Origin of the sequence: Streptococcus sp. HMSC34B10, from assembly GCF_001839505.1 — a bacterium.
In the GTDB taxonomy this organism is placed as follows: domain Bacteria; phylum Bacillota; class Bacilli; order Lactobacillales; family Streptococcaceae; genus Streptococcus; species Streptococcus peroris.
Genome location: NZ_KV841550.1, coordinates 79,257 through 104,964, shown reverse-complemented (window position 1 = coordinate 104,964; position 25,708 = coordinate 79,257). Strand labels below are relative to the sequence as shown.

Sequence of the window (25,708 nt, the reverse complement as noted above, 5' to 3'; positions counted from 1 at the left end):
ATCCGACATTTTTTGCTATATCTGGTATAATAGAAAGCAATAACGGACTAGAAAGAAGTAACATGCAAGATAAGATTGTCATCCATGGGGCTCGCGCCCATAATTTAAAAAATATTGACGTGGAAATACCACGAGACAAGCTAGTTGTGGTGACGGGACTATCTGGATCTGGAAAGTCTAGTTTAGCCTTTGATACCCTCTATGCTGAAGGGCAACGTCGTTATGTAGAGAGTCTATCTGCCTATGCGCGACAATTTTTGGGCAATATGGAAAAGCCAGATGTGGATTCTATCGATGGTCTTAGTCCTGCTATTTCCATTGACCAGAAAACGACTAGTAAAAATCCTCGTTCGACAGTTGGAACAACGACTGAAATCAACGACTACCTACGTCTCCTCTATGCACGTGTAGGAACACCCTACTGTATCAACGGACATGGGGCTATCAAAGCTTCGTCTGTAGAGCAGATTGTCGACAAGGTCTTGGAATTGCCAGAGCGCCAGCGTCTGCAGATTTTGGCTCCTGTTATTCGTAAGAAAAAAGGGCAGCATAAGACGCTGATTGAAAAGATTCAAAAAGATGGTTACGTCCGTGTCCGTGTCGATGGAGTTGTTTACGATGTGACCGAAGTTCCTGAACTTGAAAAGAAAAAGCAACACAACATCGATGTGGTGGTGGACCGTATCATCATAAAGGATGGGATTCGTAGTCGTCTTTTTGACTCGATTGAGGCAGCCCTTCGTATCGCTGAAGGATATGTCATTATCGATACCATGGACGACTCTGAGTTGCTCTTCTCAGAACACTATGCTTGTCCAGTATGTGGCTTTACGGTTCCAGAACTAGAACCTCGTCTTTTCTCTTTCAATGCTCCTTTTGGGTCATGTAGTGAGTGTGATGGTTTGGGTATCAAGCTAGAGGTGGATATTGATTTAGTGATACCAGATGCTAGCAAGACTCTTCGTGAGGGAGCCCTAGTACCTTGGAACCCTATCTCTTCGAACTATTATCCAAATATGCTAGAACAAGCCATGACAGCCTTTGGAGTGGATATGGATACGCCTTTTGAGAATTTATCAGAATCAGATAAGAACTTGATTCTCTACGGGTCTGATGGGAAAGAATTCCATTTCCACTATGAAAATGAATTTGGCGGTGTGCGCGATATCGACATTCCTTTTGAAGGGGTTGTCAATAACATCAAGCGTCGCTATCACGAGACTAACAGTGATTACACCCGTACTCAGATGCGTCTCTATATGAATGAGCTAACTTGTGGTACCTGCCACGGTTATCGTCTCAATGACCAGGCCTTATCTGTTCGAGTAGGGGGAGAAAAAGGACCCCATATCGGAGAAATTTCAGACCTCTCCATCGCAGACCATCTGGAGGTCATTGATCAACTAAGCCTGTCTGAAAATGAAGCTATCATCGCTCGCCCAATCCTGAAGGAAATCAAGGACCGCTTGACCTTCCTCAATAATGTGGGGCTTAACTATCTGACGCTTTCTCGTTCAGCAGGAACATTATCAGGTGGGGAGAGCCAACGTATTCGCTTGGCAACCCAGATTGGTTCCAATCTCTCAGGAGTCCTCTATATCTTAGACGAGCCGTCCATCGGTCTTCACCAGAGGGACAATGACCGTTTGATTGCCAGTCTGAAAAAGATGCGGGATTTAGGAAATACTCTCATCGTGGTAGAACACGATGAGGACACCATGCGAGAAGCCGATTATCTGATTGACGTTGGCCCTGGTGCAGGTGTCTTTGGTGGAGAAATTGTTGCTGCAGGAACGCCTAAGCAGGTAGCTCGTAACAGCAAATCCATTACAGGACAGTATCTATCAGGAAAACGCGCGATTCCTGTACCGTCAGAACGTCGCGTTGGGAATGGACGCTTTATTGAGGTGACAGGTGCGCGTGAGAACAACTTGCAAAACATCACCGCTCGCTTCCAACTCGGAAAATTTATTGCAGTGACAGGGGTATCTGGTTCAGGGAAGTCTACCCTCATTAACAGTATCTTAAAAAAAGCTATTGCTCAAAAACTCAATCGCAATTCAGACAAACCAGGTAAGTTTAAGAATATTACAGGAATTGAGCATATCGACCGTCTGATAGACATTGACCAGAGTCCAATTGGACGGACACCGAGGTCTAATCCTGCGACCTATACAGGTGTCTTTGATGACATTCGAGACCTATTCGCTCAGACAAATGAAGCCAAGATTCGTGGCTACAAGAAGGGTCGTTTCAGTTTCAATGTCAAGGGTGGCCGCTGTGAAGCCTGCTCGGGTGATGGGATTATCAAGATTGAGATGCACTTCTTGCCTGATGTTTACGTAGCCTGCGAAGTCTGTCATGGGACTCGCTACAACAGTGAAACGCTAGAAGTTCACTACAAGGAAAAGAATATCTCGCAAGTTTTGGATATGACTGTCAACGATGCAGTAGAATTTTTCAAACATATTCCGAAAATTCAGCGCAAACTTCAGACTATCAAAGATGTTGGTCTAGGTTATGTGACTTTGGGACAACCAGCTACCACCCTTTCTGGAGGGGAGGCCCAGCGTATGAAGTTGGCTAGTGAACTCCACAAACGCTCGACAGGTAAGTCTTTCTATATTCTCGATGAGCCAACTACTGGGTTGCATACAGAGGATATCGCTCGCTTACTCACCGTTTTATCTCGCTTTGTCGATGATGGTAATACAGTTCTTGTCATCGAGCACAATCTAGATGTCATCAAAACAGCAGACCATATTATCGACTTAGGACCAGAAGGTGGCGTTGGTGGCGGAACTATTATCGCAACAGGAACACCGGAGGAAGTAGCTGCCAATGAAGCAAGCTATACAGGACAATATTTGAAAGGAAAGTTACATCATGAATAAACGTGTACAAGCATTTTTAGCTAAAATGGAAGAAAAAGGACTAGATGGTATTATTATTAATAACCTTAAAAATGTCTACTATTTGACAGGATTTTGGGGTTCAAATGGAACAGTCTTTATCAGTCGTGATCGTCAAGTATTAGTGACGGATTCTCGTTATATTATTGCTGCTAAGCAAGAAGTAACTGGTTTTGAGATTTTTGCAGAGCGTGATGAGTTGGCTACTATCGCAAAGATCGTAAAAGATATGGGGCTTTCTCGTATTGGTTTTGAAGATGAGATTTCAGTTTCTTATTATCACCGTATGCAAACAGCCTTTGAAGGCTTGGAATTGCTTCCTCAATCTCAGTTTGTTGAAGCACTTCGTATGATTAAGGATGAGACAGAGATTGCGACCATTCGCAAGGCTTGTTCTATCTCTGACCAAGCTTTCCGTGATGCGCTTGACTTTATCAAGCCTGGCAAGACCGAGATTGAAATTGCTAATTTTCTTGATTTCCGCATGCGTGAATTGGGAGCTGCCGGTTTGTCTTTTGATACGATTCTAGCAAGTGGGATCAACTCTTCTAAACCTCATGCTCATCCTATGCACAAGCCGGTTGAACTAGGCGAAGCTATTACCATGGACTTTGGCTGCCTTTATGATCACTATGTAAGTGATATGACACGTACCATCTACCTAGGGCATGTCAGTGATGAACAAGCAGAAATTTACAATACAGTTTTGAAGGCTAACCAGGCCTTAATTGACCAAGCAAAAGCGGACCTTGGCTTCCGTGACTTTGACAAGATTCCTCGTGATATTATCACTGACGCAGGTTATGGAGAATACTTTACACATGGTATTGGCCATGGTATCGGTCTTGATATCCATGAAGAACCTTACTTTAGCCAAACTTCGAAAGAAGTCATCAAAACGGGTATGGCCTTGACAGATGAACCAGGTATTTATATTGAAGGAAAATATGGAGTTCGTATCGAAGATGATATCCTCATTACAGATACAGGTTGCGAGCTATTAACCCTTGCTCCAAAAGAATTGATTGTTATCTAAGAAAAAATGAGATAAATCGTTGACTTTTACTGTTTAAAGGTTTATACTGATAGGCGAAAACGGTAGGTGAGGCTACCATAGGGATACGGATGACTACCGCAAAGCAGTGGAGACACTACTCGTTGGTCAACAGTCCTGGTCGCGAAGGTCAAGACTAAGCTCATTACATTGCCCTAAGGAGTTAAAGCTTGAACGAAAACAGATGATAAGTTTTAGTCCTGCCATTTTATGGCAGGATTTTCTGCTGTTTTAGAACCAAGAAAGGAGATAAACGATGCAAATTGACGATCATCCAGAACCGCACATACACAGCCAATCGCTGATTTGTGTCGTTTTGCTCATATTAAAGTGATTGATCTCTGTGTATGAAATCACCATTCATACAGATAGGAGAAACCAATGAAAACTACAAAAGAAAGATTAGCAGTAGCTATTCAAACACCATTAGAAGATAGTCTCGCTTATTATCATACAAGTCTAGATGGATTAGGCCAAGAGCAAGTTGAAGAAAATCGTGATCTTTACGGTGAAAATACCATCACCAAGGGGCAAGAAGATTCAATCTTTAAAAAGATTTACGAATCTATCATCAATCCTTTCACAATTATTTTGCTTGTGATTGCCTTCATCTCTCTCGTTACAAACGTCTGGCTTGCCAAACCTGGTCAAGAGGATCCAACGACCTCTATCATTATCGTTGTCTTAATTTTAATTTCAGGAGGCATCCGTTTTGTCCAAGAGTTGCGAAGTGATAAGGCAACAACCAACCTTTCAAAAATGATTGTCAACACCGCAACTGTTATTCGCGATGGCCTTGAACAAGAGTTGCCAATCGATGAACTGGTTGTGGGAGATCTCGTGAAATTGAGTGCGGGAGATATGATTCCTGCAGATGTCGTCTTATTTGAATCACGCGATTTTTTCGTTCAACAGTCAGGCTTGACTGGAGAAAGTGATGCAGTTGAAAAACTAGCTTTAAATAAAGCTACTAGTCAGAATGTAGATAGCCTTTTAGAAGCAGAATCTTTAGCATTCATGGGGACAAACGTTATCTCAGGAAGTGCTACAGCTATGATTCTAGCAGTTGGTGATGACACCATGATGGGAGCTATTGAGCAAACCCTTACGACTTATGATGAACCCACTTCCTTTGAACGCGAAATGAACTCCGTTTCATGGTTGCTCATTCGATTGATGTTGGTCATGGTTCCTATTGTATTCTTTGCCAATGGTTTGACAGATGGTGACTGGCTGGAAGCAGGGGTCTTTGCCCTTAGTGTTGGTGTGGGTCTTACACCTGAAATGTTACCGATGATCATTACAGCTAGTTTGGCAAAGGGTTCTATCATCATGGCCAAAGAAAAGGTCGTGATTAAAAAACTCAATGCTATTCAGGACTTAGGTGCCATCGATATTCTATGTACAGATAAAACAGGGACATTAACTCAGGACGAGATTGTGTTGGAGTACCCTTTGGATATCCATGGAGATTTGGACCTAACTGTCTTACGTAGAGCTTATCTAAATTCTTATTTCCAAACAGGTTTAAAGAATCTAATGGACCGAGCTATTATCAAACGAACAGAAAAAGAAGCGAAGGAACACAGACTTCTACAAAATCTAGACCAAACGTTCCAAAAAATTGATGAGCTTCCCTTTGACTTTGAACGTAGACGGATGAGCGTCATTGTAAAAGATGATGAAGGCACCGTTAGTATGGTTACTAAAGGTGCTTTGGAAGAAATGTTGAATATTTCGACACATGTAGAATACCATGGGGAAACTATCCCTTTAACTGAAGAAATTCGCCAAGAAGTATTAACAGAGGTTAGCCAATTAAATCGTCAAGGTTTGCGTGTTTTAGGCGTTGGCTACAAGTCTCATCTACGTGAAGGTTATGCTTATACCGTGACTGATGAAAGTGATATGATTTTAACCGGTTATCTTGCCTTTTTGGATCCACCAAAACCTTCAGCAGCGCCTGCAATCAAGGCTTTACTTGAACATGGCGTTAAGACCAAAATTTTAACGGGGGATAATGAAAAAGTAACACAAGCCATCTGTGAAAAAGTTGGGTTAGATGTTGAACATATCCTTTTGGGAGCAGATATCGATCGAATGTCAGAACAAGAATTGGCAGAAGTGGTTGAAAGTGTGACAGTATTTGCTAAATTGTCTCCTGACCAAAAAGCTCGCATCATTCTACAGTTAAAAAGAAATGGGCATATTGTTGGTTATATGGGAGATGGTATTAACGATGCACCTTCCATGAAAGTGGCAGATGTGGGAATTTCTGTTGATACTGCAGTCGATATTGCCAAGGAAACAGCGGATGTTATCTTGTTGGATAAGGATCTCATGGTCCTTGAAAAAGGTTTGGTAGAAGGACGTAAAGTATACGCCAACATGACCAAGTATATTAAGATGACAGTTAGTTCAAACTTTGGGAATATCTTCTCGCTTCTAGTTGCGAGTATCTTCTTGCCATTCCTACCAATGTCCCCTGTTCATCTTATTGTCTTAAATCTTGTCTATGATTTGTCCTGTGTGGCCTTGCCGTTTGATAATGTGGATCAAGATTTCCTAAAACAACCCCATACATGGGAAGCAAAATCCATTACCAGATTTATGGTTTGGATGGGCCCGATCTCATCTATCTTTGATATTTTGACCTATATCTTCCTCTACTTTATCATTGTTCCTTTGGTGACAGGTCATCATTATGTTCACGGTTCTGAATCAGCCATTCAGTTCATTATCTTTTTCCAAACAGGATGGTTTATCGAATCTATGTGGTCTCAAACTATGGTTATCCATATGCTTCGTACAGCCAAAGTTCCTTTTGTACAAAGTAGACCGGCTTGGCTTGTGATTTTGACAACTTTGCTTGCAGCCATTTTTGTAACCAGTCTACCTTATGGACCACTAGTAAATATCCTTCGTCTAGCACCTTTAGGACTTCCTTATTTCTTATTCTTAATCTGTATTATTTTCTTGTATATGTTTAGTGTCACAGTTATTAAGAAATTTTACATTAGAAAGTACAAAGAGTGGTTATAGTTCGTGTTTTGTCAATAAAAAGGGAGAAGAACTGGGAAAAAAGTTAAATTTTTTTAAAAATAGGTCGCAAGTTGGATGCTTTTTATGGTATAATAGAATAAACTGATAGAAACATGTAGCGAAAGGGGTAGGTACATGATTAAAATTTATACAGTCTCAAGTTGTACTAGCTGTAAAAAAGCGAAAACCTGGCTCAATGCCCACCAGTTAAGTTATAAAGAACAAAACCTCGGTAAAGAGGGAATTTCTAGAGAAGAATTATTAGATATTCTAACAAAAACAGACAATGGAATCGCGAGCATTGTATCATCAAAAAATCGTTACGCTAAAGCTCTTGGAGTTGATATCGAAGATTTGAGTGTCAATGAAGTGCTTAACTTAATCATGGAGACACCACGTATTCTAAAGAGTCCGATTCTTGTTGATGAGAAACGTTTGCAAGTCGGCTACAAGGAAGATGACATTCGTGCTTTCTTGCCACGTTCTGTCCGCAATGTAGAAAATGCAGAAGCACGTTTACGTGCAGCGCTATAAAACATAAAGGCCGGGAGTGACTCCTGGCCTTATTTGATAGGTAAATAAGGAAAAACGAACATGAAGAAGATAGTTATCGGGATAGTTGGGCTTCTATTTTTACTAGCTGGTTGTGGGCAGAAAAAAGAGTCTGCAGAATCATCTACAAGTACAATAACTGAGGCCTTCCAGCCAAATTTACCAGTTCTAGAAAATGCCAATAACAATACAGTTGTAACCAAGACACTTGTTCTACCTGCTGATGAAAACGGGATTCAACAAACTCAGACCATTACCTATAAGGGTAAACAATTCTTGACCTTAACAATCCAGCAAAAGCGACAAGTTTCAGAAGACCTCAAGAACTTTATTACAGAACGTGGACTCGAGGAAGCGAGGAGCGCCTTAAAAGAAGAGGAATCCAAGGACGAATCTCTCCAATCGGCTCGAAAAATTGCTGGCTTTACTATTGAAACGACTCTTCTGAATGAGAAAGAAATGGAAACCAAGACTAGCTATGATTTCCAAACATTGGATCTTAAAAAAGCAAGAGAAAACGAATATTTAAAAAATGTTGGTTTGGAAAATCTACTAAAAAACGAACCAGAAGAGTATATTGCAAGTCGAGTTGCAAATGGGGCAACTGTTCAGTAAAAAAGTCGCATAAAATTAGCAAATTCAGAATGTGCCATTTGTAGAAAGGCTATGAATGTGCTATAATAGTACTATTCTAAAGAAAGAGGGTGTTAGAATGGGATTTACTGAAGAAACCGTACGTTTTAGATTGGACGATTCCAATAAAAAAGAGATTAGCGAAACATTGACAGATGTCTATGCTTCATTGAACGAAAAGGGCTATAATCCTATTAATCAGATCGTGGGTTATGTTCTCAGTGGAGACCCAGCCTATGTTCCTCGTTACAATAATGCAAGAAATCAAATCCGTAAATACGAACGTGATGAGATTGTCGAAGAGTTGGTTCGTTACTACCTTAAGGGGCAAGGAGTCGATCTATAATCTATGAGAATTATGGGGTTGGACGTTGGTTCCAAAACAGTCGGTGTAGCGATTAGCGATCCGCTAGGGTTTACAGCACAAGGGCTCGAAATCATCCAAATCAATGAAGACCAAGGCCAGTTTGGCTTTGATCGTCTAAAAGAATTGGTTGAGTCCTATAAAGTAGAGCGTTTTGTAGTTGGATTGCCAAAGAATATGAACAATACTAGTGGACCACGGGTGGAAGCTAGCCAAGCATATGGAGCTAAGCTAGAAGAACTCTTTGGATTGCCAGTAGAGTATCAAGATGAACGTCTGACTACAGTTGCTGCAGAGCGCATGTTGATTGAGCAAGCAGATGTTAGTCGCAATAAACGTAAGAAAGTCATTGATAAGTTAGCGGCTCAATTGATTTTGCAAAATTATTTAGATAGAAAATTTTAATACAAAGGAGAGGCTATGTCACACGATCATAACCACGACCACGAAGAACGTGAACTTATTACACTTGTAGATGAGCAAGGAAACGAAACCTTATTTGAAATCCTTTTGACTATTGATGGGAAGGAAGAATTTGGTAAAAACTATGTTCTTCTTGTACCAGTTAACGCAGAAGAAGATGAAAATGGCGAAGTTGAAATCCAAGCCTATTCATTCACTGAAAATGAAGATGGAACAGAAGGTGAATTGCAACCAATCCCTGAAGATGCTGAAGAAGAATGGGACATGATTGAAGAAGTCTTCAACAGCTTTATGGAGGAGTGATACAGTCTGGGAGACTGTATCAGCCCAACTCCCAGAAACTGGAGAGAGTTGGAAGGTTCGTGGATGTTTTTAGCCCTGTGCTAGAAATTGGAAACGCAGGTAGTCTGGGAGACTGTATCAGCCCAACTCCGAGAAACTGGAGAGAGTTGGAAGGTTCGAGGAACGTTTTTACCCCAACTCCTAGAACTAGAAAGAGTTGGAAGGTTCGTGGACGTTTTTAGCCCTGCGCTAGAAAATAAAAACCGTCAGTAAGTCCGGTGGACGTTTTTAGTACGTACTAGAATAAAATATTAGCTAGTTACTAGCTAATGAAGCAAAAAGCGAAGAGAATCTTCGCTTTTTTATTAAGGAGATACATATGTTTGAAGTTGAAGAATGGCTTCATAGTCGAATCGGTTTAAATTTTAGATCAGGTCTAGGTAGAATGCAGAAAGCAGTGGACTTGCTGGAGAATCCTGAGCAAACCTATCCGATTATCCATGTGACGGGTACAAATGGTAAGGGATCAACCATTGCCTTTATGAGAGAGCTATTTGTAGCCCATGGGAAGAGGGTTGGAACTTTTACTTCGCCCCATATTGTTAGTATCCACGATCGAATCTGTATTAACGGAAATCCTATTTCAGATGCTGATTTTATTCGTCTAGCAAATGAAATCAAAAAAATGGAAAAACGTTTGTTAGAAACACATGATCAATTATCTTTTTTTGAGTTATTAACCTTAATTGCCTTGCTTTATTTTAAAGAGCAGGACGTCGATTTGGTCTTACTTGAGGTGGGAATTGGTGGCCTGCTGGATACGACTAATGTCGTAACAGGTGAGATTGCAGTCATAACATCAGTCGGCTTAGATCACCAGGAAACTTTAGGAAATAGCTTAGAGGAGATTGCGGAGCAAAAGTCAGGTATTTTTAAATCTGGGAAGAAAGCAGTGATTGCTAAATTGGCTCCTGAAGCACAGCTGGTTTGTCAAAAAACAGCCAAAAATTTATCAGTAGATCTCTACCAAGCAGGGCAGGATTTTTCTTTTAAGAAAGGACATTTTTCTAGTGAGTTGGCAGAGTGGAGAGGCCTTTCGCTGGGCTTAGAAGGAGCTTATCAAGAGGAAAATGCAGCTCTAGCTTTACAGGTATTTTTGCTATTTATGGTGAAAAGAGGGGAACTGGTTCAGGAAACAGCTGTACGGCATGCGTTAGAGCATACTCACTGGGCAGGTCGTCTAGAACCAGTAACCAGTCATGTGTACCTGGATGGCGCTCACAATCTTCCTGCTCTAGAAAGGCTGGTTGAATTTATTCAAGAAAAAATACAAGAAGGCTATCGCCCTCAGATTCTTTTTGGGGCTTTGAAACGTAAAGATTACAATGGCATGCTTGGTTATTTGACAGAGCACCTACCAGATCTCCCTCTTTTTGTGACAAGCTTTGATTACCAAGGTTCTTTAGAAGAACAAGATTTGGGAGGATATACAAGTATTGCTTCTTATCGAGATTTCATAGATAAATTTGAACATTTTGCAGAGGAGCAAGATTTACTGTTTGTGACGGGTTCTCTCTATTTTATATCAGAGGTTCGTGCACACCTTATGGGATATGAGTCTATTGATTGACCTGCTTTCTTTTATTTGATATAGTTGAGGTGAAATATTTCAATAGTTTTTTCTGCATTTACCTGCTAAAAGAAAGGAGATATTATGACCTTAAAAAAATTCACACTTTCTCTTGCCGTTTTGGCAAGTCTTAGTCTTTTAGTTGCTTGCTCAACCAAAGAACAAAGAACTTCGGCATCTCAAACAAGCACTAGTTCAGAAGTGATAACAAATCAGATATCTGAAGCAACAACATCTAGCGCTACGAATGCTACAACTGTCAATATGGATGGTACCTATAAGGGGCAGGATGAGGGAGATAGCATTACTCTCGTTGTTACTGGTAATACCGGAACATGGACAGAAGTGGAAGCAAATGGAGTGCAGGAAGTTAAGAAGGTAACCTTTGAACCAGAAAGTCAGAAAGTCATCATCGGAGACGATGTCAAGATTTATGTAGCTGAGGAAAATCAAATTATCATCGGTGACATAAACCGTGAAGTTCTGGGCCGTATCATTTTAAAAAAATAGATATTTTGTAAGGATTTGAATCTGGATAAAATCAGTACAAATCCTTTTTTTAATAAATTTTTATATGAAAAAAGTTCCATACTTAAAGGGCTCATTTTCGCTAAAAGTATGGAACTGATGAATTATAAGTCATGGTTTTAGAGGAATCTCTCTTGTAAAAACTGAGCGACGCCATCTTCTTCATTGGTTAATGGTAATTGCTCGTCTGCGAAAGGCAATAGAGCAGGATTAGCATTTTTCATGGCATAACCTTTGCCTGCAAAAGAAAGCATTTCTTGGTCATTATGTTCGTCACCAAAAGCAATCAAATCCTGTTTGTCTTTATTCATGACATTGAGAAGATATTCAAGGGCAAAGGCTTTGTGGACTCCTTTAGGAGTACATTCAAGGATGTTTAAAGGCCCACCCCAAGTGTTAATATTAAGTTGGTGCTTGTAGAAGCTGTTCATCTCTTCTGCAAGTGCATATTTATCGTCGGCCCTAGTTTTCAATAAAATACAGTTAGGTCCCTTGGTCACTAAATCAGACTTGAATTGATTTTCTGGGCGAAAATTTTCAATACCAAACAATTTAGGATCGGCAATTTCTTTGTCCGGGGCTGTAATGTAAAACTTTTTACGGTATTCACCTGCGATAAAGTCGGCCTCAATCTCCTCTTTTCGTTTCACGATATCCAAGAGGTATTCTTTGTCTACAGTAAGGCATTTTTCATGTTTCCAAGCCCTACCAGGTAGGTGAGTGAGCGAACCGTTGAAGTTAATCATAGGTGTTTCAAGCTCAAGTTGGTCATAAAAATCTTTGGCCATACGGTAAGGTCGACCAGTTGTAATAACGACTTGGTGGCCTTTTTTAGAGATTTTTTTTATTGTTTCAATAGTAAAGTCAGAAAGTTTGCTTTCAGAGTTGAGTAGGGTTCCGTCTAAATCAACGGCAATCATTTTTTTAGTCATAAAATCCTCCCGAATCTAGTTTCAGATAAGGTGCTCTCTATTATATCAAAAAGAAGAGAGAAAAGCAGACAATAAGTTAAAAAGAAGAGGAATAATATCTCATAAGATTTTTATAATCCAGTACAAAAATCTTGAAAAGATGAATGATTGATGATATAATATTCATATTGTTCGTAAAATGACAAAGGAGATTAAAAATGGACAAACTCTTTAAACTAAAAGAACATGGGACAGATGTCCGTACAGAGGTTCTTGCTGGTTTAACTACTTTCTTTGCAATGAGTTATATTCTCTTTGTAAACCCTCAAATACTTTCACAAACAGGCATGCCTGTTCAAGGTGTGTTCTTAGCAACAATCATCGGTTCTGTAGTGGGAACTTTGATGATGGCTTTCTACGCTAACTTGCCATATGCACAAGCACCAGGTATGGGATTAAATGCCTTCTTCACCTTTACAGTCGTATTTGGTATGGGCTATACTTGGAAAGAAGCTCTTGGAATGGTCTTCATTTGTGGAGTTATTTCACTGATGATTACTCTGACTAAAGTTCGTAAAATGATCATTGAATCCATTCCTACAACACTTCGTTCAGCAATTTCAGCAGGTATCGGTGTTTTCCTTGCTTATGTTGGTATTAAGAATGCTGGTCTTTTGAAATTTTCAATCGATCCAGGTACTTATACGGTTGCGGGTGAAGGAGCAGATAAGGCTCAAGCAGCTCTTACTGCAAATTCAGCGGCCGTTCCAGGTTTGGTAGATTTCAATACTTCAGCAGTATTGGTTGCTCTTGCAGGTCTTGCCATCACAATCTTCTTTGTTGTTAAAGGTATCAAAGGTGGTATCATCCTTTCTATTTTAACAACGACAGTTCTTGCGATTGCGGTTGGTCTTGTTAATGTGTCAAGTATTGATTTCGCTAGCAATAACCTTTCATCAGCAGTAAATGATTTAGGAACCTTATTTGGTGCCGCTCTTGGTTCAGAAGGATTAGGATCTCTGATTTCAAATACTTCTCGTTTACCAGAAACTTTGATGGCCATTCTAGCCTTCTCATTGACAGATATTTTTGATACTATTGGTACTCTTATCGGTACCGGTGAAAAAGTTGGTATCGTTGCAACAAATGGTGAAAATCATCAGTCTGTTAAATTAGATAAAGCTCTTTATTCTGACTTGGTTGCAACTTCAGTAGGTGCCATTGCAGGTACTTCAAACGTTACGACCTATGTTGAATCTGCAGCGGGTATCGGTGCTGGTGGACGTACTGGTTTGACAGCACTAGTTGTTGCTATCTGTTTTGCTTTATCTAGCTTCTTTAGTCCACTTTTAGCGATTGTTCCAACGGCTGCGACTGCCCCAATTTTGATTATTGTCGGAATTATGATGCTTTCTAACTTGAAAAATATCCCTTGGGATGATATGTCAGAAGCTGTTCCAGCTTTCTTCACTTCTATCTTTATGGGATTCAGTTACTCCATTACACAAGGGATTGCCGTTGGTTTCTTGACTTATACTTTGACGAAGATTGTTAAAGGTAAAATCAAAGAAGTACATGTCATGATTTGGATTTTGGATGCTTTGTTCATCTTGAACTACATCAGTATGGCTCTTAAATAATGATAAAACCTAAAAAAAGGAGGAGAATTCTCCTCCTTTTTTATTAGTAGAAATATCGCAAAAGAAAACTTTTTGGTATAATAAAAACATGCACACAAAAAATGAAGATGAACTCATTACTCTTGGGCAAGAGTTAGGCTCTTTGCTAGAGAAAAATGATGTATTGATTTTGACTGGTGAATTAGGTGCTGGGAAAACCACTCTAACAAAAGGTTTGGCAAAAGGATTAGGTATTCATCAAATGATTAAGAGTCCTACCTATACCATTGTTCGGGAATATGAAGGACATCTACCTTTATATCACTTAGATGTTTATCGTATCGAAGGGGACGCAGATTCTATCGATTTGGATGAATTTCTTTTTGGTTCAGGTGTGACAGTGATTGAATGGGGACATCTATTAGCTGATGCTCTTCCATCAGACTATCTCGAATTAGAAATTCTTAAAGATGGTGAGGGACGTGAAGTTGTCTTTCATGCCCACGGCCAACGAGCAACAGAACTATTGCAGAGGTTGATGGATGGAGTGTGATCTTTTAATCCGTGAAGCAGAAGTCCAAGATGCTTCATTTCTTATTGCACTTTTAGATCAGATTGGTCAGGAATCTAACTTTACGAGTTTAGATGAAAATGGAATTGAAATGACTAAATCCGAAATGCAGCATTTTATCGACAAACAGTCTCAGTCTGATAATCAAATTACTTTACTAGCTTTTTTAAATGATAAATTGGCAGGTGTCATCAATATTACAGCGGATCAACGTCCGAGAGTTCGACATATTGGTGATGTCTTCTTGGGCATTAAAAAAGCATACTGGGGGAATGGTCTTGGAAGTATTTTGATGGAAGAAGCTATTGAATGGGCTAAAACGAGTGCTAGTATTCGACGGTTACAATTGACAGTTCAAAAACGCAATCTTGCGGCTGTTCATCTATATAAAAAGATGGGCTTTATCGTAGAAGGATTACAGGAGCGTGGTGCTTGTATAGAGGGAGGAGAGTTTCTTGACGTTTACCTAATGGGTCGACTGATAGACGAATAAAGGTATGGTAAAAAAAATAATCGGAATGTTTTTAGGCTTTGTTCTTGTAACAGTGATTGGTGTTGGAGCGTATGCCTTCACTATCTATCAACAAAGTACACAGACTTTAGCCAAAACCTATAAAAAAATCGGGGAAGAAACGAAGGTTATCGAGGCAACTGAACCTTTGACAATCCTATTGATGGGTGTGGACACAGGAAACGTTGAGCGTACAGACAAGTGGGTAGGTAACAGTGACTCTATGATTTTGGTGACAGTCAACCCCAAAACCAAGAAAGTTGTTATGATGAGTTTGGAACGTGATATTCTGACAAAAATCCAACAGCCTGATGGTAGTGTCATGGAGGCTAAACTAAACGCTGCCTATGCTACTGGTGGAGCTGAGCTTGCCATATCAACCATACAAAAAATGATGAATATCCATATTGACCGCTATGTGATGGTTAATATGCATGGACTTCAAGAAATGGTAGATGCTGTGGGAGGTATCACTGTAAACAATACTCTAGGATTCCCAATTTCTATTCAAGATCAGGAGCCTTTTAATACGATTTCTATCGGCGTTGGTGAGCAAAAATTAAATGGTGAAGAAGCTCTTGTTTATTCACGCATGCGCTATCAAGACCCAGAAGGAGACTATGGTCGGCAGAAGCGTCAGCGTGAGGTCATTCAAAAGATTGTTGAGAAGATTCTTAGTGTGAATAGTGTCAGTCATTACCAAGAAATTTTGAAAGCTCTTAGTGATAATATGCAGACAAATATTGAGATTACTACCTCAACGATTCCCCAGTTGATGGGTTACCAAGACTCCTTTAAGAATATTGAGTCTCAGCAATTGCGTGGTGAGGATGCAATGCTTCAAGGTGGGTCTTACCAAATTGTAACTACTGCTCATATATTAGAAATGCAAAATATTTTACGTCGTTCTCTGGGGCAACCAGAGGTAACTAAATTAGAGACAAATGCAGTTCTATATGAAAATATTAATGGAAATATACAACAAACCACTGATTACATTCAAGATCAGGAACAAGAAGTGCCACTAGAGCCATAAAAAATGAATACACAAATCGTAGGAATTTTCCTGCGATTTTTTCAAAGAAATCCGAATAGATAGGTAGGAGGAAAAAATGAAAGCGGAAATAATAGCTGTTGGGACAGAAATTTTAACAGGTCAAATCGTCAATACCAATGCTCAGTTTTTATCTGAAAAATTGGCTGAAATCGGAGTAGATGTCTACTTCCAGACAGCTGTAGGAGATAATGAAGCTCGGCTTTTATCCCTGTTGGAGATTGCTCAGAACCGCAGTAATCTAGTTATCCTCACGGGAGGATTGGGGCCAACAGAGGATGATCTGACCAAACAAACCTTGGCAAAATTTCTAGGGCGTGATTTGACTTTTGATGCTCAAGCGCAGGCCAAATTAGATGATTTCTTTGCTCATCGACCAGACTATGCTCGAACTCCAAATAATGAACGTCAAGCTCAGATTGTTCAGGGGTCAACCCCGCTACCCAATGAAACCGGGCTAGCAGTTGGCGGTATGATTGAGGTAGATGGCGTGACTTATGTTGTCCTACCAGGTCCGCCAAGTGAACTAAAACCCATGGTTTTAAATGAATTGTTGCCAAGATTGACAACAGGAGCTAAGTTGTACTCACGCGTACTGCGTTTCTTTGGCATTGGTGAGAGCCAGCTGGTGACCATTTTGTCAGATTTAATTGAAGAACAGACAGATCCAACCTTGGCCCCTTATGCAAAAACGGGAGAGGTGACTCTTCGCTTGTCTACAAAAGCTCGCAGTGAGAGCGAGGCCAGAAATGCCTTGGATAATCTGGAAAAAGAAATACTTGACCGTCAGACTTTTGAAGGGGTTGATTTAAAGGATATTTGCTATGGTTATGGTGAGAAAACAAGTCTAGCCAGTGTAGTTGTTGAGGAGTTGAAAAAGCAGCATAAAACCATCACAGCAGCAGAAAGTTTGACAGCCGGGCTTTTTCAAGCAACTTTGGCAGATTTTTCGGGAGTGTCAGCTATCTTTAAAGGTGGTTTTGTCACTTATAGTCTGGAAGAAAAAGCTAAGATGTTAGACATTCCACGAGAAGAACTGAAAAATCATGGAGTTGTTTCAGCCTTTACAGCGGAAAATATGGCAAATCAGGCACGGCTTAAAACTCAATCAGACTTTGGAGTTAGCTTGACAGGAGTAGCGGGGCCAGATAGTTTGGAAGGCCATCCAGCGGGTACAGTTTTCATCGGTTTGTCTCAAGCATCAGGCACAGAAATTGTTCAGGTCAATATAGCTGGAAGAAGCCGAGCAGATGTTCGTAAAATTGCGGTTATGCATGCTTTTAACTTAGTTCGCAAAGCTTTATTAAGTGACTGACTTTTGATATAATAGAAGAAGATTCTTAGAATCATTAAAATATAGGAGAACAAAATGGCGAAAAAACCAACAAAAAAATTAGATGAAATTGGGAAAAAATTTGGAGCTGATCGTGAAAAAGCTTTGAATGATGCTCTTAAATTGATTGAAAAAGACTTTGGTAAGGGGTCAATCATGCGTTTGGGTGAACGCGCAGAGCAAAAAGTGCAAGTAATGAGCTCAGGATCTTTAGCGCTTGATATTGCCCTTGGTGCAGGTGGTTATCCAAAGGGACGTATTATTGAAATCTATGGTCCAGAATCATCAGGTAAGACAACAGTAGCCCTTCACGCTGTAGCACAGGCACAAAAAGAAGGCGGAATTGCTGCCTTTATCGATGCGGAACACGCTCTTGATCCAGCTTATGCAGCAGCTCTTGGAGTAAACATTGACGAATTGCTCTTGTCACAACCAGATTCAGGTGAGCAAGGTCTTGAAATTGCAGGGAAATTGATTGACTCAGGTGCAGTTGATCTTGTCGTTATTGACTCAGTTGCAGCTCTTGTTCCTCGTGCGGAAATCGATGGAGATATCGGAGATAGCCACGTTGGTCTTCAAGCTCGTATGATGAGCCAGGCTATGCGTAAACTTGGTGCTTCTATCAACAAGACAAAGACAATTGCCATCTTTATCAACCAGTTGCGTGAAAAAGTAGGAGTTATGTTTGGTAACCCAGAAACAACTCCTGGTGGACGCGCCCTTAAATTCTATGCTTCAGTCCGTTTGGATGTGCGTGGAAGTACACAAATCAAGGGAACTGGTGATCAAAAAGACACTAACGTCGGTAAAGAAACTAAGATTAAAGTTGTGAAAAACAAGGTTGCTCCACCGTTCAAAGAAGCTCTTGTTGAAATCATGTACGGAGAAGGTATTTCTAGAACTGGTGAACTCTTGAAGATTGCTAGTGATTTGGATATCATCCAAAAGGCAGGCGCTTGGTACTCATACAAGGGTGAAAAAATCGGACAAGGTTCTGAGAACGCCAAGAAATACTTGGCAGATCATCCAGAAGTCTTTGATGAAATTGACCACCAAGTTCGTGTTCAATATGGTTTGATTGAAGAGGAAGAAGGCTCTAAAGCAAGTTCAGTAGCGGTTGATACAGATTCTAACCAAGAAGTGACTCTTGATTTGGGCGATGCTCTTGAAATCGAAATTGAAGAATAAAAAGAAAAAGTAGCAGTTTTTCTGCTACTTTTTTGTTTCATGACAACTAGTGATCACTGAAACGACGGTATTTAATGTGGAAATCAAAATAATTCTCATCTTGTAATTTTTGAAAGATGTCTCTGTAGGCTTCCTCATCAAAGTGATCCCCACGGTAAAGAATTTCAAAGCTCAGCCCATCATACTCTAAAAAGGCATTTGCGGATTTAAAACCGTTTTGTCGATAGAAATCCATGCGAGCCTTTCGCTGTTCGAGGTTATCGCAGTCTTCGTCCAATCGCTCCACCTCAAGGATCATGGTTCGTTGATAGAAGTCTGTCAGTTTTTCAATGATTTCTCTCCCATATCCATGACTACGTAGGTGAGGCATAATGGCAAAAAAGCTGATGTAAAAAGCTTTTTGATTGGAAATAGCGAAGGCAAAGCCGACAAATTCTTTCTCATTATAAAAGGCGAAAAAGTTGGCGTCATCTCTATCCTGGTAACTTAAAAACTCTTCCAAAGAGACTCGCTCTTCTTCAGGGAAGGCTTCCTTGTTTAAGTGTTCAACTTTTTCAAGGTCTGGGAATACATCAGTAATTAACTGGCTTGTCAAGCTCATACATACACTCCTTTTCTGTCACGATTATACCAGATTGTCAGTAGCTAGGCAAGCGCTTTCCTATAAATTGCTATAAATCCTCCCTTGTTCCTCTACTAGAAAGCTGATATAATAGCTGTATGAATACAAAACGAACAGTGGACCTCATTCATGGCCCTATCTTGCCGTCACTCTTAAGTTTTGCCTTACCAATTCTACTTTCTAATATTTTTCAACAGTTATACAATACGGCGGATATTGTCATTGTTGGGCATTTTTTGGGACCAGATTCTTTAGCAGCTGTTGGAGCGACAACGGCTATTTTTGATTTAATTATCGGCTTTACTTTAGGCGTTGGAAATGGTATGGGGATTGTGATTGCCCGTTACTATGGTGCTCGAAATTTTGTAAGAATTAAAGAAGCCGTTGCTGCCACTTGGATTTTAGGGGCTATTTTTAGTGCTTTGGTCATGATTCTAGGCTTTATAGGTCTGTACCCCCTTCTCCAATATTTGGAGACTCCTATAGAGATTTTGCCTCAATCCTATCAGTATATATCGATGATTGTGAGTTGTGTAGGAGTGAGCTTTGCCTACAATCTTTTTGCAGGCTTACTTCGCTCTATTGGTGATAGCCTGGCTGCGCTTGGCTTTTTAATCTTTTCAGCTCTGATCAATGTAGTGCTAGATTTATATTTTATCACCCAATTACACATGGGAGTTCAGTCTGCAGGTCTTGCCACGATTATCTCACAAGGTTTATCGGCTCTCTTATGCTTGTATTATATCAAAAAGAAAGTTCCTGAACTGCTTCCAAATAAGCAACATTTCAAGTGGGATAAAGCCTTATATAAAGATTTGCTAGAACAAGGTCTAGCCATGGGAATGATGGGTTCTATTGTTTCGATTGGTAGTGTAATCCTTCAATCATCTATCAATACACTCGGTGCAGTCATTATCAGTGCTCAAACTGCTGCACGACGGATTATGGCCTTTGCCCTACTTCCGATGACCTCGATCTCCGCTTCAATGACAACTTTTGTTTCACAAAATTACGGTGCTAAACGTCTGGATCGGATTGTTCAAGGAATTCGTATTGGAAGTTGGCTAGGGATTGCATGGGGCATATTTGTATGTGTCTTGCTATTCTTCATGAGTCCTAGCTTGGTTTCTTTGATTGCTAGTTCCAATGATGCTTATCTCATCGAAAACGGTAGCTTATATCTTCGGATTAGTTCAGCTTTCTATCCAATTCTTAGTTTGCTCTTAATTTATCGAAATTGTCTACAAGGTCTTGGCCAAAAAGCTCTTCCACTTGTGTCTAGTTTCATTGAATTATTCGGAAAGATTGCTTTCGTGTTGTTCGTTATTCCCTGGTCAGCTTATCTAGGTGTTATCTTGTGTGAACCTCTGATTTGGGTAGCTATGACTCTGCAATTGTACGTGTCATTTGCCCGTCATCCATTGATGAAAGAAGGTAAGAGACTCTTAGCTAATCAAGCCCTCCAGTAAATGTCAGTCATTCTCTTTTCTTTGATAAAGAAAATCCACATCCTCTAGTGAAAATTGACCAGACTTGTGTTATAATAAGAAAGATTAAAATGTGAAAAAGGAGATTCCTAATGGGACGTAAATGGGCTAATATCGTAGCCAAGAAAACGGCTAAAGATGGAGCTAACTCTAAAGTATATGCAAAATTTGGTGTAGAAATCTATGTAGCGGCTAAGAAAGGTGAGCCAGATCCAGAATCAAACTCAGCTTTGAAATTCGTTATCGAACGTGCAAAACAAGCACAAGTACCAAAACACGTTATCGATAAAGCCTTAGATAAAGCTAAAGGGAACACAGATGAAACCTTTACAGAAGGACGTTACGAAGGTTTTGGACCAAATGGTTCGATGCTGATTGTTGATACCTTGACTTCAAACGTCAACCGTACAGCTGCGAATGTTCGTGCAGCCTTTGGTAAAAATGGAGGGAATATGGGGGCTTCAGGTTCTGTATCTTACCTCTTTGATAACAAGGGTGTCATCGTATTTGCAGGTGACGATGCTGATGCAGTCTTTGAGCAATTACTTGAAGCAGACGTTGATGTTGATGATGTAGAAGCAGAAGATGGGACAATTACTGTTTATACTGCCCCAACAGACCTTCATAAAGCTCTGCGCGTTCTTCGCGACTCAGATATCAGTGAATTCCAAGTGACAGAACTTGAAATGATTCCTCAATCAGAAGTAGAATTGACAGGTGAAGATTTAGAAACATTTGAAAAATTGTACAGCGTTCTTGAAGATGACGAAGACGTGCAAAAAATCTACACAAACGTAGATGGATTCTAAAAACATAAAAACAAACCCTTGAGATATCAATCATTTCAAGGGTTTTTGTTATATCTTAAAATAGAAAAGGGGCAGAAAAGAGGCAGAATTAAAAAATACTATCTAGTTTTTTAACAAGTTTATCTTCCATATCTTGAGTTGTATGAGAATAAATTTCTAGTGTCATTTTAGCATTTGCGTGTCCTACACGATCCATAATTGACTTAATAGGAAGACCAGCTTCTGCTAAAAACGAAATGTGAGAATGTCGAAAAACATGGCTAGATAGATTTTTATCTATTCCTGCCATTGCTCCGTATTTTTTTATAATTTTAATGAAAGACGATAATGTTATTGGACTATTCCAGCTTTCAAAGCAAAAAATATAATCATCACTCGTTAATGGTTGGAAACGTTCAGTGAGACGTACTATTTGCTGTTTAATGGCTTCAAGTGTTGCTTCAGAGACCTGGATTGTTCTGATTGATTTTCTTGTCTTCGGGATTGTTTTTATCTTATGAATTGAATCAAAATTTCCAGCGATTTCAATTTTTTTATTTTGGAAATCAATATTCTTTAATTGAAGGCCTGCAAGTTCGCCATAACGCATTCCAGTAAGAGCTAGAACAAGAACCATATCAGCGTATTTCTGATTGAATTTTTTACTGTTCAATGAATCAATAAGTTGTTTAATCTCATCCATTGTTAGAAACTTTTTGCGTTTTTGCTCAATATCTTCCACAGTTTCCAACGGCTTTGAAATACTTGTGAAATCCACCTCGTTCTTATCGATGTAAGAATATTTTAGAGCATACTCAAAGATGGTCTTTAATCTGATTCGGACTCTATTTGCAGTGTGATAGGATTTAGCTTCAAGGATTTTATCGAGCTTTTTTTGAATGAAACGTCTATCAATATTTATCAAAAGAATATCATCGTTTATTTCTTCTTTTATAACATTGTCGATAAATGAGTAAGAGTGCTTTGTTGATTCTTTAACCGTCTTTCCCCATTGCTGATAGAAAAGGTTGTAAATCTCTCCGAAAGTAATACTCTCTACTTGTTTCGTATTTAGTTTTTGTTGTATCTTTTCTTGCAAAAGTAATGCTGCTTGATTTCGTGACTGGGAAGTTTTCTTTTCCATTGTGACTGATACTTTTTTTAATTTCTCGGTATACGGATCCTTATAACGCTCGAAAAATTTATACTTACCATTGGGTAATTTTTCCATCCACATTTGCTTTTCACCTCATTTCTTGATAAAATGGGTATAGTAAAGAGGGCTTTTTAATGCCTATCTTTCTATACAGTACATCCTCACATTCTAGCTTGCAGGCGAGTGTGGGGATTTTTTTGTTTTATTTAGAGTATTTTTCGATACCTCTTAACATATCGTTTTTATTGATCATCGTTTGTTCACATAATAAATCTAAATCTGATGGGTAGTACTGACAATGGTAGCCTATTGAATAATAAACATTAAATTCAAATAAGAACCCAGAACGCTGATTTTTAAATATACTTAAAATATTTTGGAGTGTGAAGAGCCCAGTTTGACCAACACCATTGTTATATTCTTCTCTTGTGATTTCCATAATTTTTTCATGTAGAGGTTCGCTGTATTCCATTATGTTTTGTGAGCGATAGCTAAATAATCTGCCACTATGTGCTGCACGATTACGATATGAATGAATTAGGCGAAGAGCCTGAGCGAACATTGATTTTGTTGAATCAGTTATAAATTGTTCAGGAAGCCCAGTGCAAATTGATATAACTTTATCTTTTTGTTTTGGTTTTAGCAATTTATAAAAGTTCACCAAATTTCCAAAACTTGTCCCTTTTAAAAGTATCCAAGGAGGAATATTTCCGTGATTTTCTCGATAATGCTTATAAGGTTCGATATCGTCATTCGCTATATTATTTAATTTATCTAGCAACTGGTAAAGTGGATATCGGTTGGAATTTTGACGTCTGTGGCCTCGCCTATAGTTTCTAGGGTTTAGATAATCAGCTTGTTTTTCTCCGAAGTCTTCTGCGATTGTATAAGCAATGGCTGTTCTGAGACTCAGCTCAACTTCTAACGTAGCATCTAAAACACCGTTCCGAATGTCTTTATCTAGCTGATATAGAGAGTACAGATGAGAAAACGTTTCGCCTGCTTTGAAGTTGTCATTATTGCCAGATTCCAGGATAAAAGATTTATATCCGTTGACTATTTCATAATAACCGTAAATAGTCAACGCTTCTCTTGCTTCTTTTTCATCATCAATTTCTAAATTTCGTGACCGTAATATGTCTAATTGTTCATCGATATTTTTAAAGGGTTTATCCACTGAATACCTCCAAGAAAATAAGAAAAGGTCTTGCGACAGCAAGACCCGTTCCATGAGCGCGACGGCACTCGTTCATTAAGATTATATAAATTATAATCTATTCGGTAGCTTCTGTCAAGCATTTTGTTGAATTTAATTTTTAGATATCCTCACACTTTGGCTTGCAGGCGAGTGTGGGGATTTTTTAATACTCAAATCCGTCAACTAAGAAAAGCGGTATTTCTTTTCCCTTATATGTTTGTGTTCCGTTTGCACGAACATAAAATTTAGATACTTTAGTTACATCAAATTTTTCCTTGTCATCGACAAAGAGTTTTAAGACAGCAGGTTTATTTTTATCTCCGTTCAGATATATTAAATATTTAGTAAATACGCTACTTGGATCAAGAACTTCAACCACACTATCATCAATTACTAATTTCGTATTATCTGGCCATGCGCCATATAAATTATTATCAACTATTTTGTATTCACCAATTGGAGTAGATTTAAAATTTTTTGCAGGTTTAATTTTAGCTTTTCCTTCTGATTTTGCAAGTCCTTGATTTGTAGTAGACACTTTAGGTTTATTTCCTTCACACGCAGCTAGAAAGGAAGTCAGAAGTAGTAGTGTCATCAATGTTTTTATCTTCTTCATAAAATTGACCTTTGTTAAAATTTAATAATGCTTGATATTCTTCCATAACCATTACCTTTTCAGTAGTGGTTTTTAAATTATAGTATTCCATGAAATTCAGATAATTAAATTCATGGGGATTGTCCAATTCTCCCAAAGCATCAACTAGCAGATGATGGATCATATTTCTATTAGCTTCATTTTCGCATCGTAGGCGAGTGTTCTGGTACTCTGAACGTGTGTGGTCCTTGTGTCCTAGTTCATGCAATAGTACCTTAACTCTCTCTTTTTTGTTGAGTTTACTCGATAGGAAAGCTGTATTAGTTTCTTGTTCATAAAATCCGAATTCATCAGGCATTAAATCTCCATCAAAATCAATAATACGAACTTGATAATGGCTTATAATTTCTTTTTCGGTCACTAAGCAGTACCTCTAATCACTAGCTTCTTTTAGATAACCTTCAATAATGGACTGTATGATTTTCTTCTTTTCGTCTGTTAATTCTCGACCACCGAACATCATGACATTAGATGACATTTCTTCAACATTTAGTGGTTTCCCTTGCCAGGTATACTCTTTTGAATCCCCAGCGATATTCGGATTATCTGTGCGTCCCAAGAGGTAGTCGGTGGACACGTTGAAGTAATCTGCTATTTCTGAAATTCGTTCAGTGGACGGTTTTGAATTTTTTAGATTATAAATAGTATTTCTACTATAACCTAGTTTTTCTTCCAATAAATTTATTGAAAGTCCTTGCTTTTTAGCAAGTTCTTTAATTCTGTCAAATGTCTGAAACATTGATTTTTCAACCTTTCTGAGAACACGACAAAAAATATTCAATATTTCTAATTAAAATGCTTGGCAAAGTTAATGTTACATATTAAAAAAGTTTTTGTAAGTTAAAGAGTTAGTAAAAAAACAAGTTAAAACTTATCTAAAAATAAAATAGCTTTGGCGAGCAAGAGAATTGATAGATATAAGGTTTTATCAAGGTTTTTAATTATGTTTTCATTTTAATAATATACATTAAAAATGTCAAGAGTTTTATAAAACAATTCGCCAACTCTTTAACTTACATTTTAAAGAAAGGAAAAACAAAAAAATCAGTGTCTAATTTTCTGGAATTGTTTGTGGCGTTGTTTACGCTTATATTTTGGGGCTTCTCTGCGTTCCTTGTTTGTTACGACATTCTCTTTCCTGATGAATTGAAAGATTTGTTTAAGGATTCTAATGAAAAAGCGAACAGCTTTAATA

At 38.9% G+C, this 25,708-nt stretch carries 25 protein-coding genes and 1 riboswitch; of the genes, 18 read left to right on the top strand and 7 right to left on the bottom strand.

What is annotated here, in order from left to right; genetic code table 11:
• The first annotated feature begins 62 nt into the window (after nucleotides 1-62).
• The 10 genes from uvrA to HMPREF3237_RS03085 all read left to right on the top strand — a co-directional run bounded on the left by uvrA (nucleotide 63) and on the right by HMPREF3237_RS03085 (nucleotide 11,402).
• Nucleotides 63-2,894 carry an excinuclease ABC subunit UvrA gene (uvrA, locus tag HMPREF3237_RS03130; RefSeq protein ID WP_070888806.1) on the top strand — a complete coding sequence of 944 codons (2,832 nt, stop codon included), beginning with the start codon at nucleotides 63-65 and terminating at the stop codon, nucleotides 2,892-2,894.
• A complete protein-coding gene (locus HMPREF3237_RS03125; RefSeq protein WP_070888805.1) occupies nucleotides 2,887-3,948 on the top strand; it encodes a M24 family metallopeptidase in 1,062 nt (353 codons plus the stop codon). The genes uvrA and HMPREF3237_RS03125 overlap by 8 nt, the downstream gene beginning before the upstream one ends.
• A gap of 54 nt (nucleotides 3,949-4,002) precedes the next feature.
• A riboswitch (M-box (ykoK) riboswitch) is annotated at nucleotides 4,003-4,156 on the top strand.
• Nucleotides 4,157-4,347: 191 nt separating this feature from the next.
• Entirely contained in the window at nucleotides 4,348-7,008 is a 2,661-nt protein-coding gene (mgtA, locus tag HMPREF3237_RS03120) for a magnesium-translocating P-type ATPase (RefSeq protein WP_070888804.1), read from the top strand.
• A gap of 135 nt (nucleotides 7,009-7,143) precedes the next feature.
• Nucleotides 7,144-7,542, top strand: coding sequence for a transcriptional regulator Spx (gene spx, locus HMPREF3237_RS03115; protein ID WP_000591164.1), 399 nt, complete (start codon nucleotides 7,144-7,146; stop codon nucleotides 7,540-7,542).
• 60 nt (nucleotides 7,543-7,602) lie between these two features.
• Nucleotides 7,603-8,175, top strand: coding sequence for an SP0191 family lipoprotein (locus HMPREF3237_RS03110; RefSeq protein WP_070888803.1), 573 nt, complete (start codon nucleotides 7,603-7,605; stop codon nucleotides 8,173-8,175).
• Between the two features lie 97 nt (nucleotides 8,176-8,272).
• Nucleotides 8,273-8,539 carry an IreB family regulatory phosphoprotein gene (locus HMPREF3237_RS03105; protein ID WP_025168751.1) on the top strand — a complete coding sequence of 89 codons (267 nt, stop codon included), beginning with the start codon at nucleotides 8,273-8,275 and terminating at the stop codon, nucleotides 8,537-8,539.
• Between the two features lie 3 nt (nucleotides 8,540-8,542).
• Entirely contained in the window at nucleotides 8,543-8,962 is a 420-nt protein-coding gene (ruvX, locus tag HMPREF3237_RS03100) for a Holliday junction resolvase RuvX (RefSeq protein WP_070888802.1), read from the top strand.
• Between the two features lie 15 nt (nucleotides 8,963-8,977).
• A complete protein-coding gene (locus HMPREF3237_RS03095; protein WP_006146150.1) occupies nucleotides 8,978-9,283 on the top strand; it encodes a DUF1292 domain-containing protein in 306 nt (101 codons plus the stop codon).
• A 358-nt stretch (nucleotides 9,284-9,641) separates the two neighbouring features.
• Entirely contained in the window at nucleotides 9,642-10,892 is a 1,251-nt protein-coding gene (locus tag HMPREF3237_RS03090) for a bifunctional folylpolyglutamate synthase/dihydrofolate synthase (RefSeq protein WP_070888801.1), read from the top strand.
• Nucleotides 10,893-10,976: 84 nt separating this feature from the next.
• Nucleotides 10,977-11,402: an SP_0198 family lipoprotein gene (locus HMPREF3237_RS03085; protein WP_070888800.1), complete on the top strand. Its 426-nt coding sequence runs from the start codon at nucleotides 10,977-10,979 to the stop codon at nucleotides 11,400-11,402.
• A gap of 137 nt (nucleotides 11,403-11,539) precedes the next feature.
• Here HMPREF3237_RS03085 and HMPREF3237_RS03080 read toward each other — a convergent pair whose 3' ends face one another.
• Nucleotides 11,540-12,352, bottom strand: a complete 813-nt coding sequence (locus HMPREF3237_RS03080) for a Cof-type HAD-IIB family hydrolase (RefSeq protein WP_006146154.1) — start codon at nucleotides 12,350-12,352, stop codon at nucleotides 11,540-11,542.
• A gap of 197 nt (nucleotides 12,353-12,549) precedes the next feature.
• Between HMPREF3237_RS03080 and HMPREF3237_RS03075 the strand changes: the two genes are divergently transcribed.
• The 6 genes from HMPREF3237_RS03075 (at nucleotide 12,550) to recA (ending at nucleotide 18,607) form a co-directional block, all read left to right on the top strand.
• Nucleotides 12,550-13,971: an NCS2 family permease gene (locus HMPREF3237_RS03075; protein WP_070888799.1), complete on the top strand. Its 1,422-nt coding sequence runs from the start codon at nucleotides 12,550-12,552 to the stop codon at nucleotides 13,969-13,971.
• Between the two features lie 88 nt (nucleotides 13,972-14,059).
• Nucleotides 14,060-14,503, top strand: a complete 444-nt coding sequence (gene tsaE / locus HMPREF3237_RS03070) for a tRNA (adenosine(37)-N6)-threonylcarbamoyltransferase complex ATPase subunit type 1 TsaE (RefSeq protein WP_070888798.1) — start codon at nucleotides 14,060-14,062, stop codon at nucleotides 14,501-14,503.
• Nucleotides 14,493-15,014 carry a GNAT family N-acetyltransferase gene (locus HMPREF3237_RS03065; protein ID WP_070888797.1) on the top strand — a complete coding sequence of 174 codons (522 nt, stop codon included), beginning with the start codon at nucleotides 14,493-14,495 and terminating at the stop codon, nucleotides 15,012-15,014. Before tsaE ends, HMPREF3237_RS03065 begins: the two co-directional genes overlap by 11 nt.
• 4 nt (nucleotides 15,015-15,018) lie before the next feature.
• A complete protein-coding gene (locus HMPREF3237_RS03060; RefSeq protein ID WP_070888796.1) occupies nucleotides 15,019-16,068 on the top strand; it encodes a glycopolymer--peptidoglycan transferase LytR in 1,050 nt (349 codons plus the stop codon).
• 76 nt (nucleotides 16,069-16,144) lie between these two features.
• Complete coding sequence (locus tag HMPREF3237_RS03055) at nucleotides 16,145-17,401, top strand: competence/damage-inducible protein A (protein WP_070888795.1); 1,257 nt, start codon at nucleotides 16,145-16,147, stop codon at nucleotides 17,399-17,401.
• 54 nt (nucleotides 17,402-17,455) lie between these two features.
• Entirely contained in the window at nucleotides 17,456-18,607 is a 1,152-nt protein-coding gene (recA, locus tag HMPREF3237_RS03050) for a recombinase RecA (protein WP_070888794.1), read from the top strand.
• Nucleotides 18,608-18,653: 46 nt separating this feature from the next.
• On the opposite strand, the gene HMPREF3237_RS03045 is transcribed toward recA, so the two are convergent.
• Nucleotides 18,654-19,208 (bottom strand): GNAT family N-acetyltransferase, encoded by a 555-nt coding sequence (locus HMPREF3237_RS03045; protein WP_070888793.1) that lies wholly within the window; start codon nucleotides 19,206-19,208, stop codon nucleotides 18,654-18,656.
• Nucleotides 19,209-19,327: 119 nt separating this feature from the next.
• Here HMPREF3237_RS03045 and HMPREF3237_RS03040 point away from each other — a divergent pair, with 119 nt between their 5' ends.
• Complete coding sequence (locus HMPREF3237_RS03040) at nucleotides 19,328-20,698, top strand: MATE family efflux transporter (RefSeq protein ID WP_070888792.1); 1,371 nt, start codon at nucleotides 19,328-19,330, stop codon at nucleotides 20,696-20,698.
• Between the two features lie 110 nt (nucleotides 20,699-20,808).
• Nucleotides 20,809-21,525, top strand: coding sequence for a YebC/PmpR family DNA-binding transcriptional regulator (locus HMPREF3237_RS03035; RefSeq protein ID WP_070888791.1), 717 nt, complete (start codon nucleotides 20,809-20,811; stop codon nucleotides 21,523-21,525).
• 88 nt (nucleotides 21,526-21,613) lie between these two features.
• Here HMPREF3237_RS03035 and HMPREF3237_RS03030 read toward each other — a convergent pair whose 3' ends face one another.
• The 5 genes from HMPREF3237_RS03030 to HMPREF3237_RS03010 all read right to left on the bottom strand — a co-directional run bounded on the left by HMPREF3237_RS03030 (nucleotide 21,614) and on the right by HMPREF3237_RS03010 (nucleotide 25,252).
• Nucleotides 21,614-22,741 carry a tyrosine-type recombinase/integrase gene (locus HMPREF3237_RS03030; protein ID WP_070888790.1) on the bottom strand — a complete coding sequence of 376 codons (1,128 nt, stop codon included), beginning with the start codon at nucleotides 22,739-22,741 and terminating at the stop codon, nucleotides 21,614-21,616.
• 121 nt (nucleotides 22,742-22,862) lie between these two features.
• Nucleotides 22,863-23,837, bottom strand: coding sequence for an Abi family protein (locus HMPREF3237_RS03025; RefSeq protein ID WP_180364192.1), 975 nt, complete (start codon nucleotides 23,835-23,837; stop codon nucleotides 22,863-22,865).
• Between the two features lie 184 nt (nucleotides 23,838-24,021).
• Nucleotides 24,022-24,396, bottom strand: coding sequence for a hypothetical protein (locus HMPREF3237_RS03020; protein ID WP_070888788.1), 375 nt, complete (start codon nucleotides 24,394-24,396; stop codon nucleotides 24,022-24,024).
• 16 nt (nucleotides 24,397-24,412) lie between these two features.
• On the bottom strand, nucleotides 24,413-24,874 hold the full coding sequence (locus HMPREF3237_RS03015; RefSeq protein ID WP_070888787.1) for an ImmA/IrrE family metallo-endopeptidase: 462 nt from the start codon (nucleotides 24,872-24,874) through the stop codon (nucleotides 24,413-24,415).
• 12 nt (nucleotides 24,875-24,886) lie between these two features.
• Entirely contained in the window at nucleotides 24,887-25,252 is a 366-nt protein-coding gene (locus HMPREF3237_RS03010; protein ID WP_070888786.1) for a helix-turn-helix domain-containing protein, read from the bottom strand.
• Nucleotides 25,253-25,708 lie beyond the last annotated feature (456 nt).

Bases quoted from the DNA above. Each gene is read 5' to 3' on its own strand.
- uvrA (WP_070888806.1), top strand. From the start codon at position 63: ATGCAAGATAAGATTGTCATCCATGGGGCTCGCGCCCATAATTTAAAA.
- HMPREF3237_RS03125 (WP_070888805.1), top strand. From the start codon at position 2,887: ATGAATAAACGTGTACAAGCATTTTTAGCTAAAATGGAAGAAAAAGGA.
- mgtA (WP_070888804.1), top strand. From the start codon at position 4,348: ATGAAAACTACAAAAGAAAGATTAGCAGTAGCTATTCAAACACCATTA.
- spx (WP_000591164.1), top strand. From the start codon at position 7,144: ATGATTAAAATTTATACAGTCTCAAGTTGTACTAGCTGTAAAAAAGCG.
- HMPREF3237_RS03110 (WP_070888803.1), top strand. From the start codon at position 7,603: ATGAAGAAGATAGTTATCGGGATAGTTGGGCTTCTATTTTTACTAGCT.
- HMPREF3237_RS03105 (WP_025168751.1), top strand. From the start codon at position 8,273: ATGGGATTTACTGAAGAAACCGTACGTTTTAGATTGGACGATTCCAAT.
- ruvX (WP_070888802.1), top strand. From the start codon at position 8,543: ATGAGAATTATGGGGTTGGACGTTGGTTCCAAAACAGTCGGTGTAGCG.
- HMPREF3237_RS03095 (WP_006146150.1), top strand. From the start codon at position 8,978: ATGTCACACGATCATAACCACGACCACGAAGAACGTGAACTTATTACA.
- HMPREF3237_RS03090 (WP_070888801.1), top strand. From the start codon at position 9,642: ATGTTTGAAGTTGAAGAATGGCTTCATAGTCGAATCGGTTTAAATTTT.
- HMPREF3237_RS03085 (WP_070888800.1), top strand. From the start codon at position 10,977: ATGACCTTAAAAAAATTCACACTTTCTCTTGCCGTTTTGGCAAGTCTT.
- HMPREF3237_RS03080 (WP_006146154.1), bottom strand. From the start codon at position 12,352: ATGACTAAAAAAATGATTGCCGTTGATTTAGACGGAACCCTACTCAAC.
- HMPREF3237_RS03075 (WP_070888799.1), top strand. From the start codon at position 12,550: ATGGACAAACTCTTTAAACTAAAAGAACATGGGACAGATGTCCGTACA.
- tsaE (WP_070888798.1), top strand. From the start codon at position 14,060: ATGCACACAAAAAATGAAGATGAACTCATTACTCTTGGGCAAGAGTTA.
- HMPREF3237_RS03065 (WP_070888797.1), top strand. From the start codon at position 14,493: ATGGAGTGTGATCTTTTAATCCGTGAAGCAGAAGTCCAAGATGCTTCA.
- HMPREF3237_RS03060 (WP_070888796.1), top strand. From the start codon at position 15,019: ATGGTAAAAAAAATAATCGGAATGTTTTTAGGCTTTGTTCTTGTAACA.
- HMPREF3237_RS03055 (WP_070888795.1), top strand. From the start codon at position 16,145: ATGAAAGCGGAAATAATAGCTGTTGGGACAGAAATTTTAACAGGTCAA.
- recA (WP_070888794.1), top strand. From the start codon at position 17,456: ATGGCGAAAAAACCAACAAAAAAATTAGATGAAATTGGGAAAAAATTT.
- HMPREF3237_RS03045 (WP_070888793.1), bottom strand. From the start codon at position 19,208: ATGAGCTTGACAAGCCAGTTAATTACTGATGTATTCCCAGACCTTGAA.
- HMPREF3237_RS03040 (WP_070888792.1), top strand. From the start codon at position 19,328: ATGAATACAAAACGAACAGTGGACCTCATTCATGGCCCTATCTTGCCG.
- HMPREF3237_RS03035 (WP_070888791.1), top strand. From the start codon at position 20,809: ATGGGACGTAAATGGGCTAATATCGTAGCCAAGAAAACGGCTAAAGAT.
- HMPREF3237_RS03030 (WP_070888790.1), bottom strand. From the start codon at position 22,741: ATGTGGATGGAAAAATTACCCAATGGTAAGTATAAATTTTTCGAGCGT.
- HMPREF3237_RS03010 (WP_070888786.1), bottom strand. From the start codon at position 25,252: ATGTTTCAGACATTTGACAGAATTAAAGAACTTGCTAAAAAGCAAGGA.